This window comes from Pedobacter folensis (genome assembly GCF_056490665.1).
The window spans coordinates 532,781-550,053 of the sequence record NZ_JBWJIF010000002.1; the positions used below are offsets into that span (position 1 = coordinate 532,781).

Here is a 17,273-nt window from a genome sequence, read left to right on the forward strand (position 1 = left end):
TATGATTGTTTTATGATTTTGGATGAATTAATTTTGGCCGAAGATGAAAATATTTTACCTTAGAAAGGTCTAATTATAAGCACGCTAATGGAAGGATACAGCTATAAAGAAACTATAAACCTGAATTACTGCCGGGCCAGTACAGGAAAAAGGTTCGCTAATTATATTATCGATCAAATTGCTTTTTTCATTATTTTCATTGTAATCTGCATCTGCGCGCAAATCCTGATGCCAAGTGTGTTGATCGGGATTAATGATCTTTTAGTCCGTTTGATTGCAATAGTGTGTTATGGTTTTATCATGTGCTTAACAGAGGCTGTTTCGCATGGGAAATCAATCGGCAAACTCATTACCGGTACCAAGGTGGTGAACGTGGATGGCACCGAAATTGATTTTGCAAAAGCTTTAACCCGGAATATGGTACGCTCGATCCCTTTTAATGCATTAAGTGCATTGGGTAATCCTTGCACGCCATGGCATGATCGCTGGTCGGACACCATTGTAGTTGATGAAAAAATTTGGACTATGGAACAAAAGAATTTCCAATTCCCTGGTCAAGATCTTTTTAAAAATCAAACTCTATAATATCATCATCTTTAAGCATCCGCTCCACAAATTTCTGATGGTTTTGCGGGGTACCTGTAGCTGTCCAGTTTCCGGTGATGATATTATCCACCAGTTGGTGTTTCCCACGCTGGGGTTTAAGTTTGCTTTCGCGAAAAACCTCCTCGTAGCTTTCTAAATTGCCGTGTGTATGCTGTTTTTTAACGATTCGGTAAACCCTTTTGGTAAAACGACGGTCGCCAATTTCTTCTAAAAAGGGAAAAATAATCAGCGCCAGTAAAACCACAATGGTAACGCCTATTGCCTGTTCGTAATAACCTGAGCCTACAGCCATTCCGATGGCGGCAACAATCCAGATAATGCAGGCAGTGGTGAGCCCTTTAACGCGGTTTTCTTCTTTAAAAATTACCCCGGCACCTAAAAAACCTATTCCGGTAACAATGTTCGAGGCAATCCGATCCTGACTGGTTGGTCCGATTTTGATGGACAGGATGGTAAACAGGGTAGCGCCCAAACCAATCATCATCATGGTTTTAAGTCCGGCAGATTTACTTCTGTACTCGCGTTCGGCACCAATGATGCCACAAAGTAGGGTAGCCAATAAAAATTTATTGATTTCACTCTGTGTAATGAAATGGTTTTGGTCTATGATTTCGTTCATCGCCTTGAATTATCACAGGCAAATTAATAAAAATCATAACATCTTAGGCCATTTGCTCGGCCACCATTTGAACTATTTGGAAAATATTTTTCGTAACCCACACCAATTTCGGATGTTCCGCCGGTGTTGGTGTAGTTGATTTTAGATGTTGTAGCATCATGACTGATGCCTAACCTGAATTTCTCGCCGTTTGTTCTGCGGTTAAATATATCGAAGATTACAGAAAATACAATGGCATCATTCCCGTTCGAATTGCCATCATTTCGGTACCATATGCCTGCATTTATTCCGGCGTATTTATACTGTGTGCCCACGCTGAATGATTTTACATTGCCCTGTTTGTAGGCAACAATGGAAGGGATCAGGTAACTTCCATCCCGATCATATTGGTCAGGGATCAGGGTGAGTTTATAACTTAAATTCCCCGATATGCGCATGGGTAATTTCGCCTGGAAACCGGAGAGCGATTCGTCAGGACGGTTAAGATGATGAACAGCGAGCCCCATCATAAATTTTTTATAAACCAGATTCGCTCCTGTATTGGCGTCAAAATAAAAACGGCTATCAACGCTTGGTCGCTCGGCGCCAGAAATACTGCCCGGAATATAACCGGTATTGATATCGATCTGATCGCCAAAAACAAGTTTATCCCAGTTTAATTTCTGATTGGTGATGCCACCCTGCAACCCAAAGGAGAGTGCAAAGTCATCACCACCGATAATATAAGCATAACTCAGCGCGATGTTATTCTTTACCAGGTAGGCCGTATCCTCGCTGCTGCGGTTAAAAATTAAACCGATACCACTGTTAAACTGGTGAAGGTTTAAATCACCAGAAGCACTCATGTAGGAAAAATCGCTGGCTAAACCCGTCCACTGGTTTCGGTATAGGGCATTAAACCTAATGTCGCCCTCAAACTGACCTGTTAAAGCCGGATTTAAATAAACAGGGGCATTGTAAAACTGCGAATAAATGTGATCCTGCGCTGAAACGATTAAAGGCAGCACTAACACAAACCAAAATAATATTATCCCTCTCCTCATCATCTTATTAAATATATTACACCCGTTTTCCTTGGAGGAGATGAATCGTAAGTCATTCCTTTCCAATCGCTGCCATTAATAAATTTTATATCTACTTTCCAGTAATAAACACCTTGTGGTTGTTCCTGTCCTTTATAAGTACCGTCCCAGCCCTCAAGCGGTGCGCCATCATCCAGCTTGGTGGTTTCCCAAAGTAATTGCCCCCACTTGTTAAAAACAGACATCTGCCATTCTTTAATGCCACGGCCTTTTGCTTTAAATACTTTGATTTCGTTCTTCGCACTTGCAGGCATAAATGAATTGGGGATATTTAAGTAGCCCGGTACGCCGATAATCCGCACTGATTGGAACGTGCTCGAAGAACAACCTTCTTTGTTCAGCACTTTTAGCGTTACATTATAAGTGCCTTCGTTGGCATAGGTGTGGTTTGGGTTTTGCAGGGTTGAGCCCGATCCATCACCAAAAGTCCATTCCCAGCTTACGGCATCGGTACTAATATCCTTAAAGGTAAATGAGTAATTGGGAATGGATACTTCATTGCCCGGATTAACAGTAAAAGTGGCTATGGGTGGTGGCACCACATGGATAAAATCGGATATTGTCGCGCTGTTTGTACAGCCGAGTGCATTGGTTGCCGTTAAGGTAACCGTATAATTTTTTCCAGCGTCGTTAAAAGTATGTGTAGGCTCGATGGCATTTGATGTTGGAGAACCATCTCCAAAATCCCAGACATAACCAATTGCACCTGTACTGGTATTTTTAAACTTTATGGTAACACCATCACAGCCACTGGTCTTATCTGATGTAAAACTCACTAAGGGTTGTGGCAAAACTTCAACGGTTTCGGTTGTTGATGCATTGGAACAGTTGTTTGATGCGTATAGGGTAATGGTATATTTTCCAGGTTCGGTAAATGTATGCGATATGGTTTCGGGAGCGGTATGGGTAACCGTAGTGCTTCCATCGCCAAAATCGTAAACAAAAGTGCCGGCACCTTTGGTATTGTTAAAAAAATCGACTTTTAAAGGTGCACAACCTTTAAGTTGGTTGCTGTTTACCACCAGTTCTGGAATAATGTCATTAGGTGAAACGTGAATAGAATATTGTGATTCATTACTCCCGCACTCATTGGTAGCGGTCATTTTTACGATGTAATCTCGCACAGCCAAAGTGGTATAGGTATGGCTTACGCTATTTTTATCGGTAACAGTTAAAGGTGCTGAGCCATCTCCAAAATCGTAGGTATAGCTGGTATAATTGCCAGGTGATGTATTGCTAAAGGTAATGTTCAGTGGGGAGCAGCCTGTTGTTTTATCAGGAGAAAATACGGAAACTGGTTTTGCTTTTACCAACACGGTTGATGTTTGTGTGGTCGTACCACAGGCGGTAGTTGCCTTTAAAGTAACGGTATAAGTGAGATCTTTCCCTGCAGGGTCTGCCTGATAGGTAACCGCCGGCGGTTGAGCCAAATTTGAAGTGGTACCGTTTCCGAAATCCCAGGTAAAGGTTGCTGCTGTTAACGAATTGGAAGTGTTGGTAAAAGCAACATTTAAGGGCCCGCAGCCTGATGTTGCATTTTGTGTATAGGCGGCGGTTACATTTTGTATTGTACTAAAAGTATGGGTGGTTTCATCACTATTACAACCCAGGCTACTTGTTACGACCAATTTGATAATCACGTTTTCGTTATCTGTTGCAATGGTATAGCCAGGAAAGGTGATTCCTGTGCCTATCTGTACGCCATTGGCAAACCAGGTGTACGTATTGTTGCGGTCTGTATAAGGTGTAGCCGATATATTGGTGGCCGTTAAAACGAAGGGCGAGCAACCTTTATCTGTATTAAAAACCAATTCTGCCTTAGCATGTGGATTAACTGTGATCTTAATCTGGTCGCTTAAGTTGTTGCTGCAAGCTCCGCTACTTACCGATCGGCGGTAATAAATGCTTACAGTTGGTGTCGGAGGCGTAAAGTTTACACCATTTGCGCCCAGTACATCGCTCCAGGCTGTTCCGTTTAAGCTCGATTGCCATTGATACACATAAGTCCCGCTGCCACCACTCGGCGTAGTACCGGTTAAAGCTGCTGCCGATGTGCCAATACAGATGTTTTGATCGGCTGAAATAACATTGTTCGTTAAGCCTGGTAAAACAGTAACCTGTAGCGAATTACTGATTGAAGTGCAGATGGTGCTGTTTACCAGTCTTCTGAAGTAAGTTGAGGAGTTTACGATTAGGGTTAAATCCTTATTAATGGCCGAAGGAACATTGCTCCAGGTATTTCCATCCGCACTGCTCTGCCATTGATAGGCAAATGTTCCGGTTCCGCCTGTTGGGGTATCACCGGTAACGGTGATGCTTTGTCCGGCACAAACCGGCGCTGTTGATGCGGTAATATTATTGGTAACAGGCGAATAATAGGTGACGGTTACATCATCCACAGATGGTGGACAGCCATTAAAACCAGAAATGGTCCACCTGAAGGTATAAGTTTGTCCTGGTACCAGACCAGTAACGGTGGTGTTGTAAAGCGTAGGATCGGTAATGGTAATGCCGGTTTGTGCTGAAGTTAAAGTCCATGCACCACTGTTCGGCGAAGGATTATTGCCATTTAAAGTAATACCGTTTCCACTGCAAAGGTTTTGGTCTGCCCCTGCATTGGCCGCAACAGTGCCCGGATTTACCGTGATGGTGGTTACGGTTGATAGGGCCTCTGCACAACTACCACTTTGAATTACCGCACGGTACAGCGTGGTTATGGTAAGGTTAGAAAATACATATGGATTTGCTGTAGAGGTAAGGGTAGACCAGTTTGTACCGTTATCGATAGATCTTTCCCAACGGATAATATTTCCAACCTGCCCGCTTAAACTGATGCTTCCGCCATTTGCACCTGCACATACACTCACATCGCCTGTGGTTGTGCCGCCAACACTGAGCGGGTTAACCGTGATTCTGACATCATCACCCCAAGTAGCGCAGTTGGTGTCGCTTATGGTCCACCTTAAAGTATAGCTATTCCCTGCCTGCAGACCAGTGATTGTTGTATTGCCATGCGTATCATCAGCAAAAGTTATGGCTGTAGGCGCAGTAACGATTGTCCATTTGCCTGTGCCAACTACTGGTGTATTTCCTTTTAAGGTGTAAGTGCTTGCATTACAGATGGCTTCATCCGGCCCGGCATTGGGCAGCGTTGCACCCGGCAAAACCGTAATGGTAATGCTGCTTGGTGTGCCAGGACAGCCATTTGTAGAGACAGGTGTAATGGTATAAGTTACTGTACCTGCGGTGGTGCCTGTATTGGTTAAGATATCATTGATTTGCGTTCCTGCAGATGGGATTGCTCTATTGCTGTTTCCGGTTATTGCTCCGGTGATCGCACTGGTATAAGTATAATTTACACCCGTTAGGTTTGCTGTTAAGGTAATGGCCGATGAAGTGGCATTACAGATGCTTGCATTGGCGGCAGTAGGTGTTACAATAGGATTGGGTTTAATGGTCACCACCAAATTAAAGGGTGTTCCATCGCAGCCATCCAAATGAGGTGTGATGATATAAGTTACGTTTGCATCGGCATTTAAATCGGTATTGCTAAGGATATCGTTAATGGCTCCGCTTCCGCTGGCAGTATAGCCAGTTGCTGACGCGGTTCCGGTAGCGGTCCAGGTGTAGGTTACACCCGCGACCGCAGAAGCAGGTGTATAGGCAACATTATTTCCCGTACAGATAGTTTTAGCTGCTGCGCTCGTTAAACTGATATTGGGTTTTATTTTAAGGATAATATCATCGTCAATCTGGTTGCAGGGTGCCGCCAGTGCCGTGGTAACCCTTAATCGTAAAGTCACCGTACCCGCTGCTTTTTCAGCTGCGGTTGGCGTGTAAGTCGCATTCAAATCGTTTCTGCTGGGGCTAAAGGTTCCCAGTCCGCCAATCCAGGTTTGTGTCGCAGTAGCGCCGGTTATGGTTCCGCTGAGCGTAAAACCCGGGTCGTTAAAACAAATGTTTTGATCAGGTCCAGCGCTAATCACCGGTGCAGTACTGAAGGTTAGGATTTGGGTATCGCTTGCGGTACCGCAATTGTTTTTGTGAACAACCGTTACGGTATAGGTATCATAACTATCAAACTTGATGGATGGATATTTAGAATTAGCAGTTGTACCTCCGGTAAAACTATAAGTTCCTGTGCCTGATGGAACAACCGTCCAGGTATAGCTGTCTGGTAAATCTTTCGTAGTACCGGTAATTAATGTTTTGGTTGGCCCTGTTGTGGTATTGTTAAAATCGTAAGTGGCCAGGTTACACAACGTAATATCGGACGATAGTGTAGCTACGGGATTCGCATTAACCACAACAGTTTGTGGTAAGCTGGTAATTACTCCACACGACGGCGTACTGATGCTTAAAGTGATGGTATAGGTGCCCGGACTGGTAAAATTGAACTCAGGTTCTTTGCTTGCTGCATTTGTACCACCTGTAAAAGCCACAGCAGGTGTAACTGACCATGAATAGTTATTGGCTGCATTACAGATATTATCTAAAACAGAAAGATCGGTCGCCTTTAATGTGGTTCCGGCGCAAATGGTCGTTGATGGTAAACTAAAATCGGGCTTGGGCGGATCCTGGATACAGATTTTCATTTCTACGGGATCGGCATCACACTCGCCTGTAATGTTTTTAGATTCTAGCCGGATAGTATATTCTCCATGGCTTGGAAACTTGTATACAAAATTGTATGATTTTGGTTTATCAACTTCTTTAATCACCCCATCAACATACCAGTTATAGGTTACGTTATTGGGTGTACAGGCTGCGGTATTGGTGTTCGGATTTTCGCCCAGAATAGAGGTGTTCACAAAGGTGATGTTGGCATTGGTACAGCCGGGGGTATTAAAGGCAAACGAATTTATCGGTTTAACCACCACTTTAGCCGAAGAAGAAACAGGCGTGCCCATGGTGGTACAGAATGCATTCGATACATTAATAGATACATCAAAAGCATTGTAGATTGTGCCGGCACTTGAGGTAGAAACACTTCCGCAAGAGGATCTGGTATAAGCATGTGTAACCTTACCACCATCGGCAATAATCTCACAAAGGGTGTAGGTTGATGTCGTTTGATCACCCCAGGTAATCGTATAAATGTCTCCGGGGAAGTTATTTTGAATACCTGCGCTCGAACTTACATCTACACTAAATGTTAAGGCGCCCAGTGGCAAACAAACCACTGTATTGCCCGAATTGGCAAAAGCGGTTATTGCTTTATTGTTGATGAGCAGATAAGCCTTGGTTGCTACAGACCCATCGGGCATTACGGCTTTGGTATAAATGGTATAATGTGTCTGTTGGGCCGTAAAAGGCTGTATGGCTGTAGGGAAATTGATTAAAGTTGGGCTCCCTCCATTTACCTCATCGGTTATGCTTGCGGTAACCGTGCTGTTTGCTGTAGAAGCATTTGTAAGGAAAAAAGCATTATTGGCTTTGCTGGTGCAGGTACCAAAAGTTTCGTCGTTTGCGGGATTTAATAACGTTGAGGTTAATTTGGCTTCTACGGCAGGTCCGGCCTTTATTTCAAACGCCGTCGAGGCGGTGCTGGTGAATGCCGGAGCAGTTGATTTTATCCTAACCTTGTAACCTGTGCCGGGTGTAAGGCTTGCAGGAAGTTTACCGTTTATATAAGTCGTATAAAAACCTGTGTAATTGCCTATGAGCGTTTCGGTGCCAAAATTTCCGTTTTGATCGGATAAATAGAGCTGAAATTGATTTCCTTGAGCCGCACAGCCTGCGCTAATGCTAAAAGGAACTGCAATGGTACTGCCCGGGGTAAAAGGCCCTGCATCTACTGAGCCTATGGTAATTTGGGCGAAAACATTTGACGTGAACAAAAATGCCCCAAAAAATAGGACAAAAGAAAGCCATTTCCTCGTACAACGAATCTTCATAAATCTCTAACACTAGGGAATGATTTTATTGCGTTCTGGAAGCTTTGTTTGTTCAACTTGCTTAATCCAATACCAGAAATGAGTATTTGGCCTAAGACGCGTCAATAAATATTCGCTACAAAGAACGTAATTTTTGCATTACAGTGCCAAATTTTTACACCAACTTTAACTAAATGAGTAGGTTACAGCGCAGGTAAAGCTGTGTTTTTGCTATAATAAAGCATAAAAAAACCCTCAAGGCATTATACCTTGAGGGTGTATTTTTACACGAAATCGTTTCGTTATAGAATGGTTATTACATCATACCACCCATACCGCCGCCGCCCATTGGAGGCATTGGAGCACCACCTTCTTCAGGTTCGTCTGCTAAAACAACTTCTGTGGTTAATAACATCGCTGCAATAGAAGCTGCATTTTCTAATGCTACACGACTTACTTTAGTAGGATCGATAACACCGGCACCAATTAAGTTTTCGTAAACATCAGTACGTGCATTGTAACCGAAATCGGCTTTACCTTCTTTAACTTTTTGAACTACGATAGAACCTTCAATACCTGCGTTTTCGCAAATTTGACGTAATGGCTCTTCGATAGCGCGACGGATGATCTGGATACCAGTGTTTTCATCTTCGTTAGCACCTTTAAGGTTAGCTAAAGCTTCAACCGCACGGATAAAAGCAACACCACCACCAGCAACAATACCTTCTTCTACAGCCGCACGGGTTGCATGTAAAGCATCATCAACACGGTCTTTTTTCTCTTTCATTTCAACCTCACTAGCTGCACCTACGTAAAGAACCGCAACACCGCCAGCTAATTTAGCCAAACGCTCTTGTAATTTTTCTTTATCGTAATCAGATGTAGTTGTTTCGATTTGAGATTTAATTTGGCTAACACGAGATTTAATGTCATCTGAGTTACCAGCGCCATTAATTACAGTTGTATTGTCTTTATCAACAACAACTTTCTCTGCAGAACCTAGGTAAGTTAAATCAGCATTTTCTAATTTGTAACCTCTTTCTTCTGATACTACAATACCACCAGTTAAGATCGCGATGTCTTCCAACATGGCTTTTCTTCTGTCGCCAAAACCTGGTGCTTTAACTGCAACAACTTTTAACGAACCGCGGATTTTGTTTACTACCAATGTTGCTAAAGCTTCGCCATCTAAATCCTCAGAAATGATTACCAATGGTTTGCCTGTTTGAACAGTTTTTTCTAAAACCGGTAACAATTCTTTCATGTTACTGATTTTTTTGTCGTAGATTAAAATGTAAGGATTTTCTAATTCAGCTTCCATTTTATCTGCATTGGTTACAAAATATGGAGATAAATAACCTCTGTCAAATTGCATACCTTCTACTGTTTTAACTTCAGTTTCGGTACCTTTTGCTTCTTCAACCGTAATTACACCATCTTTACCAACTTTGCTCATGGCCTCAGCAATTAACGAACCGATCACCTCGTCGTTGTTAGCCGAAATAGACGCAACTTGTTTAATTTTATTGTTATCATCACCAACCGCTTGCGATTGAGATTTTAAGTTTTCTACAACAGCAGCAACCGCTTTATCAATACCACGTTTTAAATCCATTGGGTTTGCACCAGCAGCAACGTTTTTAATACCTGTAGTAATAATCGCCTGCGCCAATACAGTAGCCGTAGTTGTACCATCACCAGCAATATCAGCTGTTTTTGAAGCTACTTCTTTAACCATTTGAGCACCCATGTTCTCTACCGCATCTTTCAATTCGATTTCTTTTGCAACGGTAACACCATCTTTAGTGATTGCCGGTGAACCGAATTTTTTATCGATAATTACGTTACGGCCTTTTGGTCCTAAGGTTACTTTTACTGCATTTGCAAGAATATCAACACCTCTTTTCAGGGCGTCGCGTGCTTCTACGTTATATTTTACTTGTTTTGACATTTTTAAGAATATTTTAAAGTTTTAATGTTGGAAGGTTGAAATATTTCAATCCTCCGATTTATGTTAACATTACAACGTTTTAACATTGCAACATTTTAATTTTTACCCAACAACCGCGTAAATATCAGTTTCGCGCATAATTAAGTAATCTTTACCTTCATAAGGGAATTCGGTACCACCGTATTTACCATAAATTACAACATCGCCAACTTTTACACTTGCTTTTTTACCTTCAGCATCTTCTTCAGAAACAGAAACTACAGTTCCTTTAGATGGTTTTTCTTTTGCAGTATCAGGGATATACAAACCTGATGCAGTTTTTTCTTCTGCCGCAGCCGGTTCAACTATTACTCTGTTCGAACTGCCAGCAATTGGTTTAAGGTTTAACGCCATAACTTTTATTATTTTTTTATTTTGATTTGAGTTTTTTAACTAAGCTTACAATTAACACTTTTTATGCCAAGCGGTTTTGAGGGACAAATTTTCACCAAACTGTCAAACTTTTTACCCTAATTGAGAATGTGGGTGTCAGCATGGCAGTAAGTTTTAGTTTTTTGAGCCAGATTTATTATTGAATCACCGCTTGTCATTCGGGCAGAGTGAAAAGAAGTCGAGAACCACGATTGCTCAGCGAAGCTAAATCTGCCTGGTTAGCGCGCTCCATTCTATCCGATAGCTATCGGATCGGGATGAGGGCTGGGTGATTGAAATGAGTTTAGGTTTCGCCCCTTTTATATCGCTTTCTCTGTTAAATATTTCCAGTACCTTTTAGGCACATGCTGCAAATGCAGTTTGGTGTTTTTTCGGGCAACAATATTCGCACTTTTAAAATAATCTTTCCAGAGCGTTGCGTATAAAGCTTCACTATCGTCCATTAAAACCGGTGCCGGGTTTTGTTTATTTACCCCATTGCTAAAGCTGATCGTAATTTCTTCCACCGCAGTTAAATTATAATGAAGGCCATACTTGCGTTTTAAATCATAAATTACCCATGGCTGATCGGCATAACGGTTTTTAAAATGATTGGATATCAAGGGCAACACATTAAAATCAGGGTCTATATTCGCATAAAATATCCCGTCGCCGGTTTTCTGAAAACGAATAAAGGCTTCCATCCTGTGTTTTTCCCTTTCTACACTTTTGGCATATTTAGCCAATGCAATTACATGCGGATTGCCATAATTACTTTCTGCACCCGGTTGATTTTGAAAAATGTATAGGGTAAACTGAAAGAGGTGGTTATAAGCTTCGGGAATTTCTGATAAATAACTGCAATAGTATTTGCGCTGCCAGTCTTTTTTGAGTTTCTTTTGCAGTCCCGCCCAAACCCGGTCAGCCTTTTCTGTATTGGTGATCACGGTAAAGCTTTCAACAAAAGCTTCGGGTTGAAAAATCGAGGTAGATTTTAGCATCACCTTTCCCGGCTTGCGTTCGAACCATTCGAAAACAGCAGTTAATAAACCCTGAAAAGTACCATCAAAAATGTAAGTCATATTTATATTGGTCGTCATTGCCGCGCAGGAGGGAATCTTAAAGCCAGGGCATTAAGATTCCCAATCAAGTTGGGAATGACGCGTCTCCTTAATCGACATTTTAAAACAAAATCATCTGATTGCTATCTGTTTTTAAATATTTACTCTGGCTTTCTGCCAAAATAAAAGCTTTAATCTGAGTGCCCTGATAATCTTTTAACTGATAGGGGCTGTCCAGACAAATAATAAAGTGTTTGGCCCGGTTATAAGCCACGCCGATTTTTTTAAGCTGATCAATTCTTAATTTTCCAAACTTACGGGCCTGTACAATTTTTTGAGCCGACATTACGCCAATACCTGGTATCCGGAGAATCATTTTATAATCGGCCGTATTAATATCAACAGGGAAATGCTGCATATTGCGGATGGCCCAGCTTAATTTTGGATCGATATCTACATCAAGATTTGGATTGGCATCGTTTAAAATTTCCTGCACTTTAAAGCCATAAAACCGCATTAGCCAATCGGTTTGGTACAACCTGTTTTCTCTTAACAGTGGCGGCTGTGTGCCTAAGATAGGCATGCGGGTATCATTACTGATAGGTACATAACCCGAATAGTACACTCTTTTTAAAGCGAAATTTTTGTAAAATGCATTTGCGGTATACATAATATCCTTATCACTTTCGGGTGTGGCACCAATTACCATTTGCGTGCTTTGCCCGGCTGGAACAAATTTAGGTACATGCCTGATTAACTTTTTATCTGCCGAGAACTGTGTAATTTGTTGCTGAACAAAGGCTAAAGGTTTAATAACATCTTCATGATTTTTTTCCGGGGCCAAAAGTTTTAAACCTGCTTCAGTTGGCATTTCTAAATTAATGCTCATCCGGTCGGCGTATAAGCCGGCTTCCTTAATCAATTCGTCGCTGGCGCCCGGAATGGTTTTTAAATGGATATAGCCATTATAGTTCTGCTCTAAACGAAGTTTTTTAACCACTAATAATAACCGCTCCATGGTAAAATCGGCATTTTTGAAAATCCCTGAGCTTAAAAACAAACCTTCAATATAATTGCGGCGATAAAAATTCATGGTCAGTTCTACCACTTCATCTACGGTAAAGGCTGCGCGTTTTATATCGTTGCTTTTCCGCGAAACGCAGAATAAACAGTCGTATATACAATGGTTGGTTAAAAGAATTTTTAACAGTGAAACACATCGGCCGTCTTCGGTGTAGGTATGGCAAATGCCCGATGTGTGGCTGTCGCCAAGGCCTTTATTGGTGTTTTTTCTCGTGCCGCCGCTTGATGAACAAGAAACATCATATTTAGCGGCGTCAGCAAGAATATTTAATTTTTCACGAATTCGATCAGACATAGGAATGTATTTACTAACAAAGATAGTTTAATAACTAAAAATATTAGCAAATAGATTTGTTTAACCTATTCTATTTTGGAATAATAGTAACTAAAAACTGTTTGAGGGATTAAGCTTTCTGCTTATTGGCAGTTGATGCGCAATATTATAGCTTTCCTGATAGTATTGCAGTTCAGAAAAGAAGCGATCTGCTTCGATTTCATGGTTTTTAAGCGGACTAAAATTGGTTACGAAATCGGGGTTTTTAAATGCAATTTGATAAAAGTAGCCTCCATTGTGGTTATCGAACATTTCGGTTACGCTGCTTACGTTTTCCCAGCCAGAAAAAAACTCGGTCCTGCGATATAAAAATGAAGTGCTTTTTAACTTAAAGCTGATGCCTTTTTCGCTGATTAAAATTTTACTATGGACAAAAATCTGTGTTTTGGTTATCCATAATAAAAGGAGTGCCATTAAAATAATCGAAAGGGAAACAAATATCAAAGTAGAAGTTTCTGAAAGCGATGAGGGTAAACTAAAAAGACAATACAACATTAAGGAAATGAAGAACACAGGAATGCCAACCATCGCGATTAACAAAACACTGTTTTTGTGGTATTTTAGCTTGTAGGGATGCATGAGAATTAATTTTTATAAAGTTAAGTCCTAATGCACCGTTCTGGAATACTTACTATTCGGTATTTTATCGCTAATTGTTTAATTATTTACCATCCCATTCTTTGTAAAAGTGCTCCAGGTACAGCAGCATAAAGTTGTGCCTCTCTGTGGCAATTGCTTTCCCTGCATTCGTATTCATCATGTCTTTCAACAGTAGCAGTTTTTCGTAAAAATGGTTAATGGTAGGAGCGGTGGTATTTTTATAACTCTCTTTGGTGAGGTGTTCTTCCGGTAAAATAGCCGGATCGTAAAGCACCCTGTTTTTAAATCCACCGTAAGTAAATGCCCTTGCAATACCAATGGCCCCAATTGCATCTAAACGATCTGCATCCTGTACAATCTGCATTTCTTTGGACGTAAAACTTGCGCCATCAAAACTATTTTTGAACGACATGTTCTGGATAATCAGTTTAACATGGGCAATCACTTCAGCATCAACCGCAATCGAGGCTAAAAATGATGCAGCCATGTTTGGTCCCAATTCTTCATCGCCATTGTTAAATTTAGGATCAGCAATATCATGCAACAACGCGGCAAAGGCTACCACCAGTTCATCACCATTTTCTTGTTGATTAATGGTTTTAGCAGTTTTAAAAACACGTTCAATATGGAACCAATCGTGCCCTGCCTCGGCGTTAGCTAATGTTTTCTGAACAAAATCGATCGTTTTTTGAATGGTAGCCTGCATAGTCCTAAATTTATTCCAAAGGTATTGGAATTATTTGCAGGGTAAAAGAAATGATATCAACAGTGCCTGCGCATTAGCTCGCCGCTTTTGCCCTGTTTTCATCATCAGCAATAATTTTGATTAAATCATTGTGGTTAAGGGTTAATAAATGAGATACTTCTACCTCTAAAATTGCAGCAATTTGAAACAAACGGTCGATCGTTAATTTACTATAACCGAGCTCGATTTTGCTGTATGCATTTTGAGATATTTTCAATTTCGCCGCCAGATAATCCTGAGTATAGTCTCTGTATTCTCTAATTTTTCTGATATTCCCGGCAACATTCTTTGTCTTTAAAGCCAATACATCTTCCATAAAAAGGGGATAAATTTTTTAATGTTTATTCATTATATACGAAACCTTCACCTCAACAGATTTTAAAAGTATAAATTTTAGCACTATTAAGAATTACGCGAAACGGAGTAATGAACTAAATGTTACAACAAAAAAACAACCTAAATGTTTAAGGGTGCTATTTTTGGCTGATAATTAGGTATTTGTGGTGGGTTGGATAGAGGCGATTAGAATAGGAAATGGAATGGATAACAGCATATGATGTGTTTAAGAACTTATAACACATGCAGTGCAAATCAACAAAAGGAAGAGAAAATCCAGCGTTTGTTTTTAAGGGTTAATATAAGCCCCAGTCATCTTCAAACTCATCTTTTTCGAAATATTTAACCCATTCGATAAAGAGTAGACGAAATTTTTCAATTTCGTCTAAAACAATGTCTTTATATTCAGGGGTACAGATTTCGAACATGTCTGCTGCCCTTACCTGGGTTTCTAATTCACGGCAATTGGTTCGGATAATAGAGGCATTTTCCATTCTTAAAATATACATATCAGCACCTTCTGCCCCAACAATTTTAGGGCATAACATGAGGGCATTCTGCATAATTAAGTTAGCGGTCATTTCGGCCATTTCTCCCTCTAATGTTTCGCAGAACAGGGCAGCATATTTGTATACGGCTCTTGCCTGGTTATAAAGGCTTTTAGCCCTGGTTACTTTCAGCCTAACCTTTTCCGCATCAACACTTGATAGATTTTCTTCATCCTCATCATCCCGGCCAAATCGGCTGAAATGCTCCCATTCGGGCATATGATCCATGTCATCAAATTCCATATTTTTCAAAATTTTTTACGTTATGGTACGTAAGAGAGCGTAATATATTAATTTTCAATGAAAAAGACTAGGCCTCAGTTAATGGGGCCCGGCGAGAGCCATCATATAATTCATACTCTAGTAAACGACAGTCTAATTTACCATTATAAAATTCAACTTTTTTAGCAGCTTTTAATCCAATTTTCTTTGCAAGATCAGGATTTCCAGTGAAAATATACCCAGAATAGCCCTTACATTTCGTTTTCATAAAATCGCCCATACGTTTATAAGTTAATTCTAACTTGCTATGCACACCTAAACGCTCACCATACTCCGGGTTAAAAACAACCACACCTTTGCCATCTTCAGGAACTGGTGTTAATTCAAAATCACAAACTTCGAATTCGATTAAAGTATCAACCCCTGCAGTTTTAGCATTTCTACGGGTTACTTCAACCGCATCTTCCGAAAGATCGGAAGCTACAATTTTAAGATCAACATTTTTAATTACCTGATCTTTTAAAATTCTGCGCTCGGCGAAAAAATCTTCTTCATTGTAACCTAATATATGCATAAAACCATAATTCATGCGGTATAAACCAGGTGCTCGGTTGGTTGCAATCAGGGCTGCTTCGATGGCTAAGGTTCCTGAGCCGCACATGGGGTTAATAAATGGGGATTTTTTATCCCAATTGGTAGCTAAAATAACCCCGGCGGCCAAAGCCTCTAACATAGGTGCCTTTCCGGGAATTTTACGGTAACCGTGTTTGGCAAGGGTTTCGCCGGAAGTATCCATAAAAACATCTGCATCTGCATCTTTCCAGTATAAATGTACTACCGTTTTATTCGCATCAGATCCAGAATTAGGGCGAATGCCTTTTTTCTCTTTCATGCGGTCAACTATGGCATCCTTTACTTTTAAGTTTGCAAAAAGTGGTGTCGTAATATTTGGGTTATCCACATTTGAGGTTACCGAGAAATACCCCGAAAAATCAATCAGTTCTTCCCACTCAATGGCTGCAATTTCTTTATATAAATCATCGGGTGTTATGGCCTTGAAACTTTTGATGGCATATAGAATCTGACTGGCACAGCGCAAGTTCAAATTTAGCTTTATACACTCTGTAAGGGTGATATTGAGCTCAACGCCTGTAGCAAAAGACCGCTCGATGGTATAACCTAAAGCCGTAACCTCTTCTTGTAAATAAGGCGAAAGGCGCTTGTTGCAGGTAATAATTACCTTGCTTTTATTGTGGAAAACTTGCATCATAATATATGCGAAGTTATCAATAAAATTATAGAGATTTGATGTTTATAGTACATTAAGTAGTATTAGATATGGAAATTAAAGGAAAAGTACACGAAGTAGGTGCCACACAACAAGTAAGTGAAACGTTTAAAAAACGTGATTTAATAGTAGAATACGCAGAAAATCCAACATACCCAGAATATATCCGTTTTGAGGCTTTACAAGATAAAACTGCATTATTAGATACATTTAAAGCAGGCGATGAGGTTGAGGTTTTCTTTAATTTACGTGGTCGCCCCTGGACAGATAAAGCAGGTAAAACATCATATTTTAACAGTTTGGTTATTTGGCGTATAAATGCAGTGGCAGCAGGTGCTCCGGCAGCTACGCCAGCTTATGCAGCTCCGGTTGATGTAAGCAATGCACCAGGTGAAGATGATGATTTGCCTTTCTAAATAAAGAATCTTTTTTAAGCAAACAATTTTGAACCATGCCGAGGCTTTAGCCTCGGCATTTTTTTTGAACACTGATTTGGAAACGTTATCTTAAG

At 40.7% G+C, this 17,273-nt stretch carries 14 protein-coding genes; 2 read left to right on the plus strand and 12 right to left on the minus strand.

What is annotated here, in order from left to right:
• Positions 1–87 precede the first annotated feature (87 nt).
• Positions 88–585, plus strand: a complete 498-nt coding sequence (locus AC04QZ_RS10935; RefSeq protein WP_478357792.1) for an RDD family protein — start codon at positions 88–90, stop codon at positions 583–585.
• On the opposite strand, the gene AC04QZ_RS10940 is transcribed toward AC04QZ_RS10935, so the two are convergent.
• The 12 genes from AC04QZ_RS10940 to AC04QZ_RS10995 all read right to left on the minus strand — a co-directional run bounded on the left by AC04QZ_RS10940 (position 566) and on the right by AC04QZ_RS10995 (position 16,741).
• Positions 566–1,225 carry an MgtC/SapB family protein gene (locus AC04QZ_RS10940; protein WP_086548575.1) on the minus strand — a complete coding sequence of 220 codons (660 nt, stop codon included), beginning with the start codon at positions 1,223–1,225 and terminating at the stop codon, positions 566–568. The two genes, AC04QZ_RS10935 and AC04QZ_RS10940, sit on opposite strands and share 20 nt — an antisense overlap.
• A gap of 23 nt (positions 1,226–1,248) precedes the next feature.
• The gene (locus tag AC04QZ_RS10945) at positions 1,249–2,271 is read right to left on the minus strand and encodes a PorP/SprF family type IX secretion system membrane protein (RefSeq protein WP_478357793.1); all 1,023 of its coding nucleotides are present in this window, start codon (positions 2,269–2,271) and stop codon (positions 1,249–1,251) included.
• The gene (locus tag AC04QZ_RS10950) at positions 2,268–8,147 is read right to left on the minus strand and encodes a PKD domain-containing protein (RefSeq protein WP_478357794.1); all 5,880 of its coding nucleotides are present in this window, start codon (positions 8,145–8,147) and stop codon (positions 2,268–2,270) included. Before AC04QZ_RS10950 ends, AC04QZ_RS10945 begins: the two co-directional genes overlap by 4 nt.
• A 352-nt stretch (positions 8,148–8,499) precedes the next feature.
• Positions 8,500–10,134, minus strand: coding sequence for a chaperonin GroEL (groL, locus tag AC04QZ_RS10955; RefSeq protein ID WP_057933220.1), 1,635 nt, complete (start codon positions 10,132–10,134; stop codon positions 8,500–8,502).
• A 102-nt stretch (positions 10,135–10,236) separates the two neighbouring features.
• Positions 10,237–10,527: a co-chaperone GroES gene (locus AC04QZ_RS10960; RefSeq protein ID WP_010599229.1), complete on the minus strand. Its 291-nt coding sequence runs from the start codon at positions 10,525–10,527 to the stop codon at positions 10,237–10,239.
• A 338-nt stretch (positions 10,528–10,865) separates the two neighbouring features.
• A complete protein-coding gene (locus AC04QZ_RS10965; protein WP_478357795.1) occupies positions 10,866–11,627 on the minus strand; it encodes a TIGR03915 family putative DNA repair protein in 762 nt (253 codons plus the stop codon).
• 100 nt (positions 11,628–11,727) lie between these two features.
• On the minus strand, positions 11,728–12,984 hold the full coding sequence (locus tag AC04QZ_RS10970; protein WP_478357796.1) for a putative DNA modification/repair radical SAM protein: 1,257 nt from the start codon (positions 12,982–12,984) through the stop codon (positions 11,728–11,730).
• A 90-nt stretch (positions 12,985–13,074) separates the two neighbouring features.
• Complete coding sequence (locus AC04QZ_RS10975; RefSeq protein WP_478357797.1) at positions 13,075–13,602, minus strand: hypothetical protein; 528 nt, start codon at positions 13,600–13,602, stop codon at positions 13,075–13,077.
• A gap of 82 nt (positions 13,603–13,684) precedes the next feature.
• Positions 13,685–14,329 (minus strand): HD domain-containing protein, encoded by a 645-nt coding sequence (locus tag AC04QZ_RS10980; RefSeq protein ID WP_478357798.1) that lies wholly within the window; start codon positions 14,327–14,329, stop codon positions 13,685–13,687.
• Positions 14,330–14,402: 73 nt separating this feature from the next.
• Positions 14,403–14,684, minus strand: a complete 282-nt coding sequence (locus AC04QZ_RS10985; protein WP_086548582.1) for a helix-turn-helix domain-containing protein — start codon at positions 14,682–14,684, stop codon at positions 14,403–14,405.
• A 316-nt stretch (positions 14,685–15,000) separates the two neighbouring features.
• Positions 15,001–15,495: a hypothetical protein gene (locus AC04QZ_RS10990; protein ID WP_057933225.1), complete on the minus strand. Its 495-nt coding sequence runs from the start codon at positions 15,493–15,495 to the stop codon at positions 15,001–15,003.
• Between the two features lie 67 nt (positions 15,496–15,562).
• Positions 15,563–16,741 carry a THUMP domain-containing class I SAM-dependent RNA methyltransferase gene (locus AC04QZ_RS10995; protein ID WP_086549476.1) on the minus strand — a complete coding sequence of 393 codons (1,179 nt, stop codon included), beginning with the start codon at positions 16,739–16,741 and terminating at the stop codon, positions 15,563–15,565.
• 71 nt (positions 16,742–16,812) lie between these two features.
• Here AC04QZ_RS10995 and AC04QZ_RS11000 point away from each other — a divergent pair, with 71 nt between their 5' ends.
• Positions 16,813–17,178, plus strand: a complete 366-nt coding sequence (locus tag AC04QZ_RS11000) for a DUF3127 domain-containing protein (protein ID WP_057933226.1) — start codon at positions 16,813–16,815, stop codon at positions 17,176–17,178.
• The last annotated feature ends 95 nt before the right edge of the window (positions 17,179–17,273 follow it).

Bases quoted from the DNA above. Each gene is read 5' to 3' on its own strand.
- AC04QZ_RS10990 (WP_057933225.1), bottom strand. From the start codon at position 15,495: ATGGAATTTGATGACATGGATCATATGCCCGAATGGGAGCATTTCAGC.
- AC04QZ_RS10985 (WP_086548582.1), bottom strand. From the start codon at position 14,684: ATGGAAGATGTATTGGCTTTAAAGACAAAGAATGTTGCCGGGAATATC.
- AC04QZ_RS10965 (WP_478357795.1), bottom strand. From the start codon at position 11,627: ATGACTTACATTTTTGATGGTACTTTTCAGGGTTTATTAACTGCTGTT.
- AC04QZ_RS10940 (WP_086548575.1), bottom strand. From the start codon at position 1,225: ATGAACGAAATCATAGACCAAAACCATTTCATTACACAGAGTGAAATC.
- AC04QZ_RS10995 (WP_086549476.1), bottom strand. From the start codon at position 16,741: ATGCAAGTTTTCCACAATAAAAGCAAGGTAATTATTACCTGCAACAAG.
- AC04QZ_RS10960 (WP_010599229.1), bottom strand. From the start codon at position 10,527: ATGGCGTTAAACCTTAAACCAATTGCTGGCAGTTCGAACAGAGTAATA.
- AC04QZ_RS11000 (WP_057933226.1), top strand. From the start codon at position 16,813: ATGGAAATTAAAGGAAAAGTACACGAAGTAGGTGCCACACAACAAGTA.
- AC04QZ_RS10970 (WP_478357796.1), bottom strand. From the start codon at position 12,984: ATGTCTGATCGAATTCGTGAAAAATTAAATATTCTTGCTGACGCCGCT.
- AC04QZ_RS10975 (WP_478357797.1), bottom strand. From the start codon at position 13,602: ATGCATCCCTACAAGCTAAAATACCACAAAAACAGTGTTTTGTTAATC.
- AC04QZ_RS10935 (WP_478357792.1), top strand. From the start codon at position 88: ATGGAAGGATACAGCTATAAAGAAACTATAAACCTGAATTACTGCCGG.
- AC04QZ_RS10945 (WP_478357793.1), bottom strand. From the start codon at position 2,271: ATGATGAGGAGAGGGATAATATTATTTTGGTTTGTGTTAGTGCTGCCT.
- AC04QZ_RS10980 (WP_478357798.1), bottom strand. From the start codon at position 14,329: ATGCAGGCTACCATTCAAAAAACGATCGATTTTGTTCAGAAAACATTA.
- groL (WP_057933220.1), bottom strand. From the start codon at position 10,134: ATGTCAAAACAAGTAAAATATAACGTAGAAGCACGCGACGCCCTGAAA.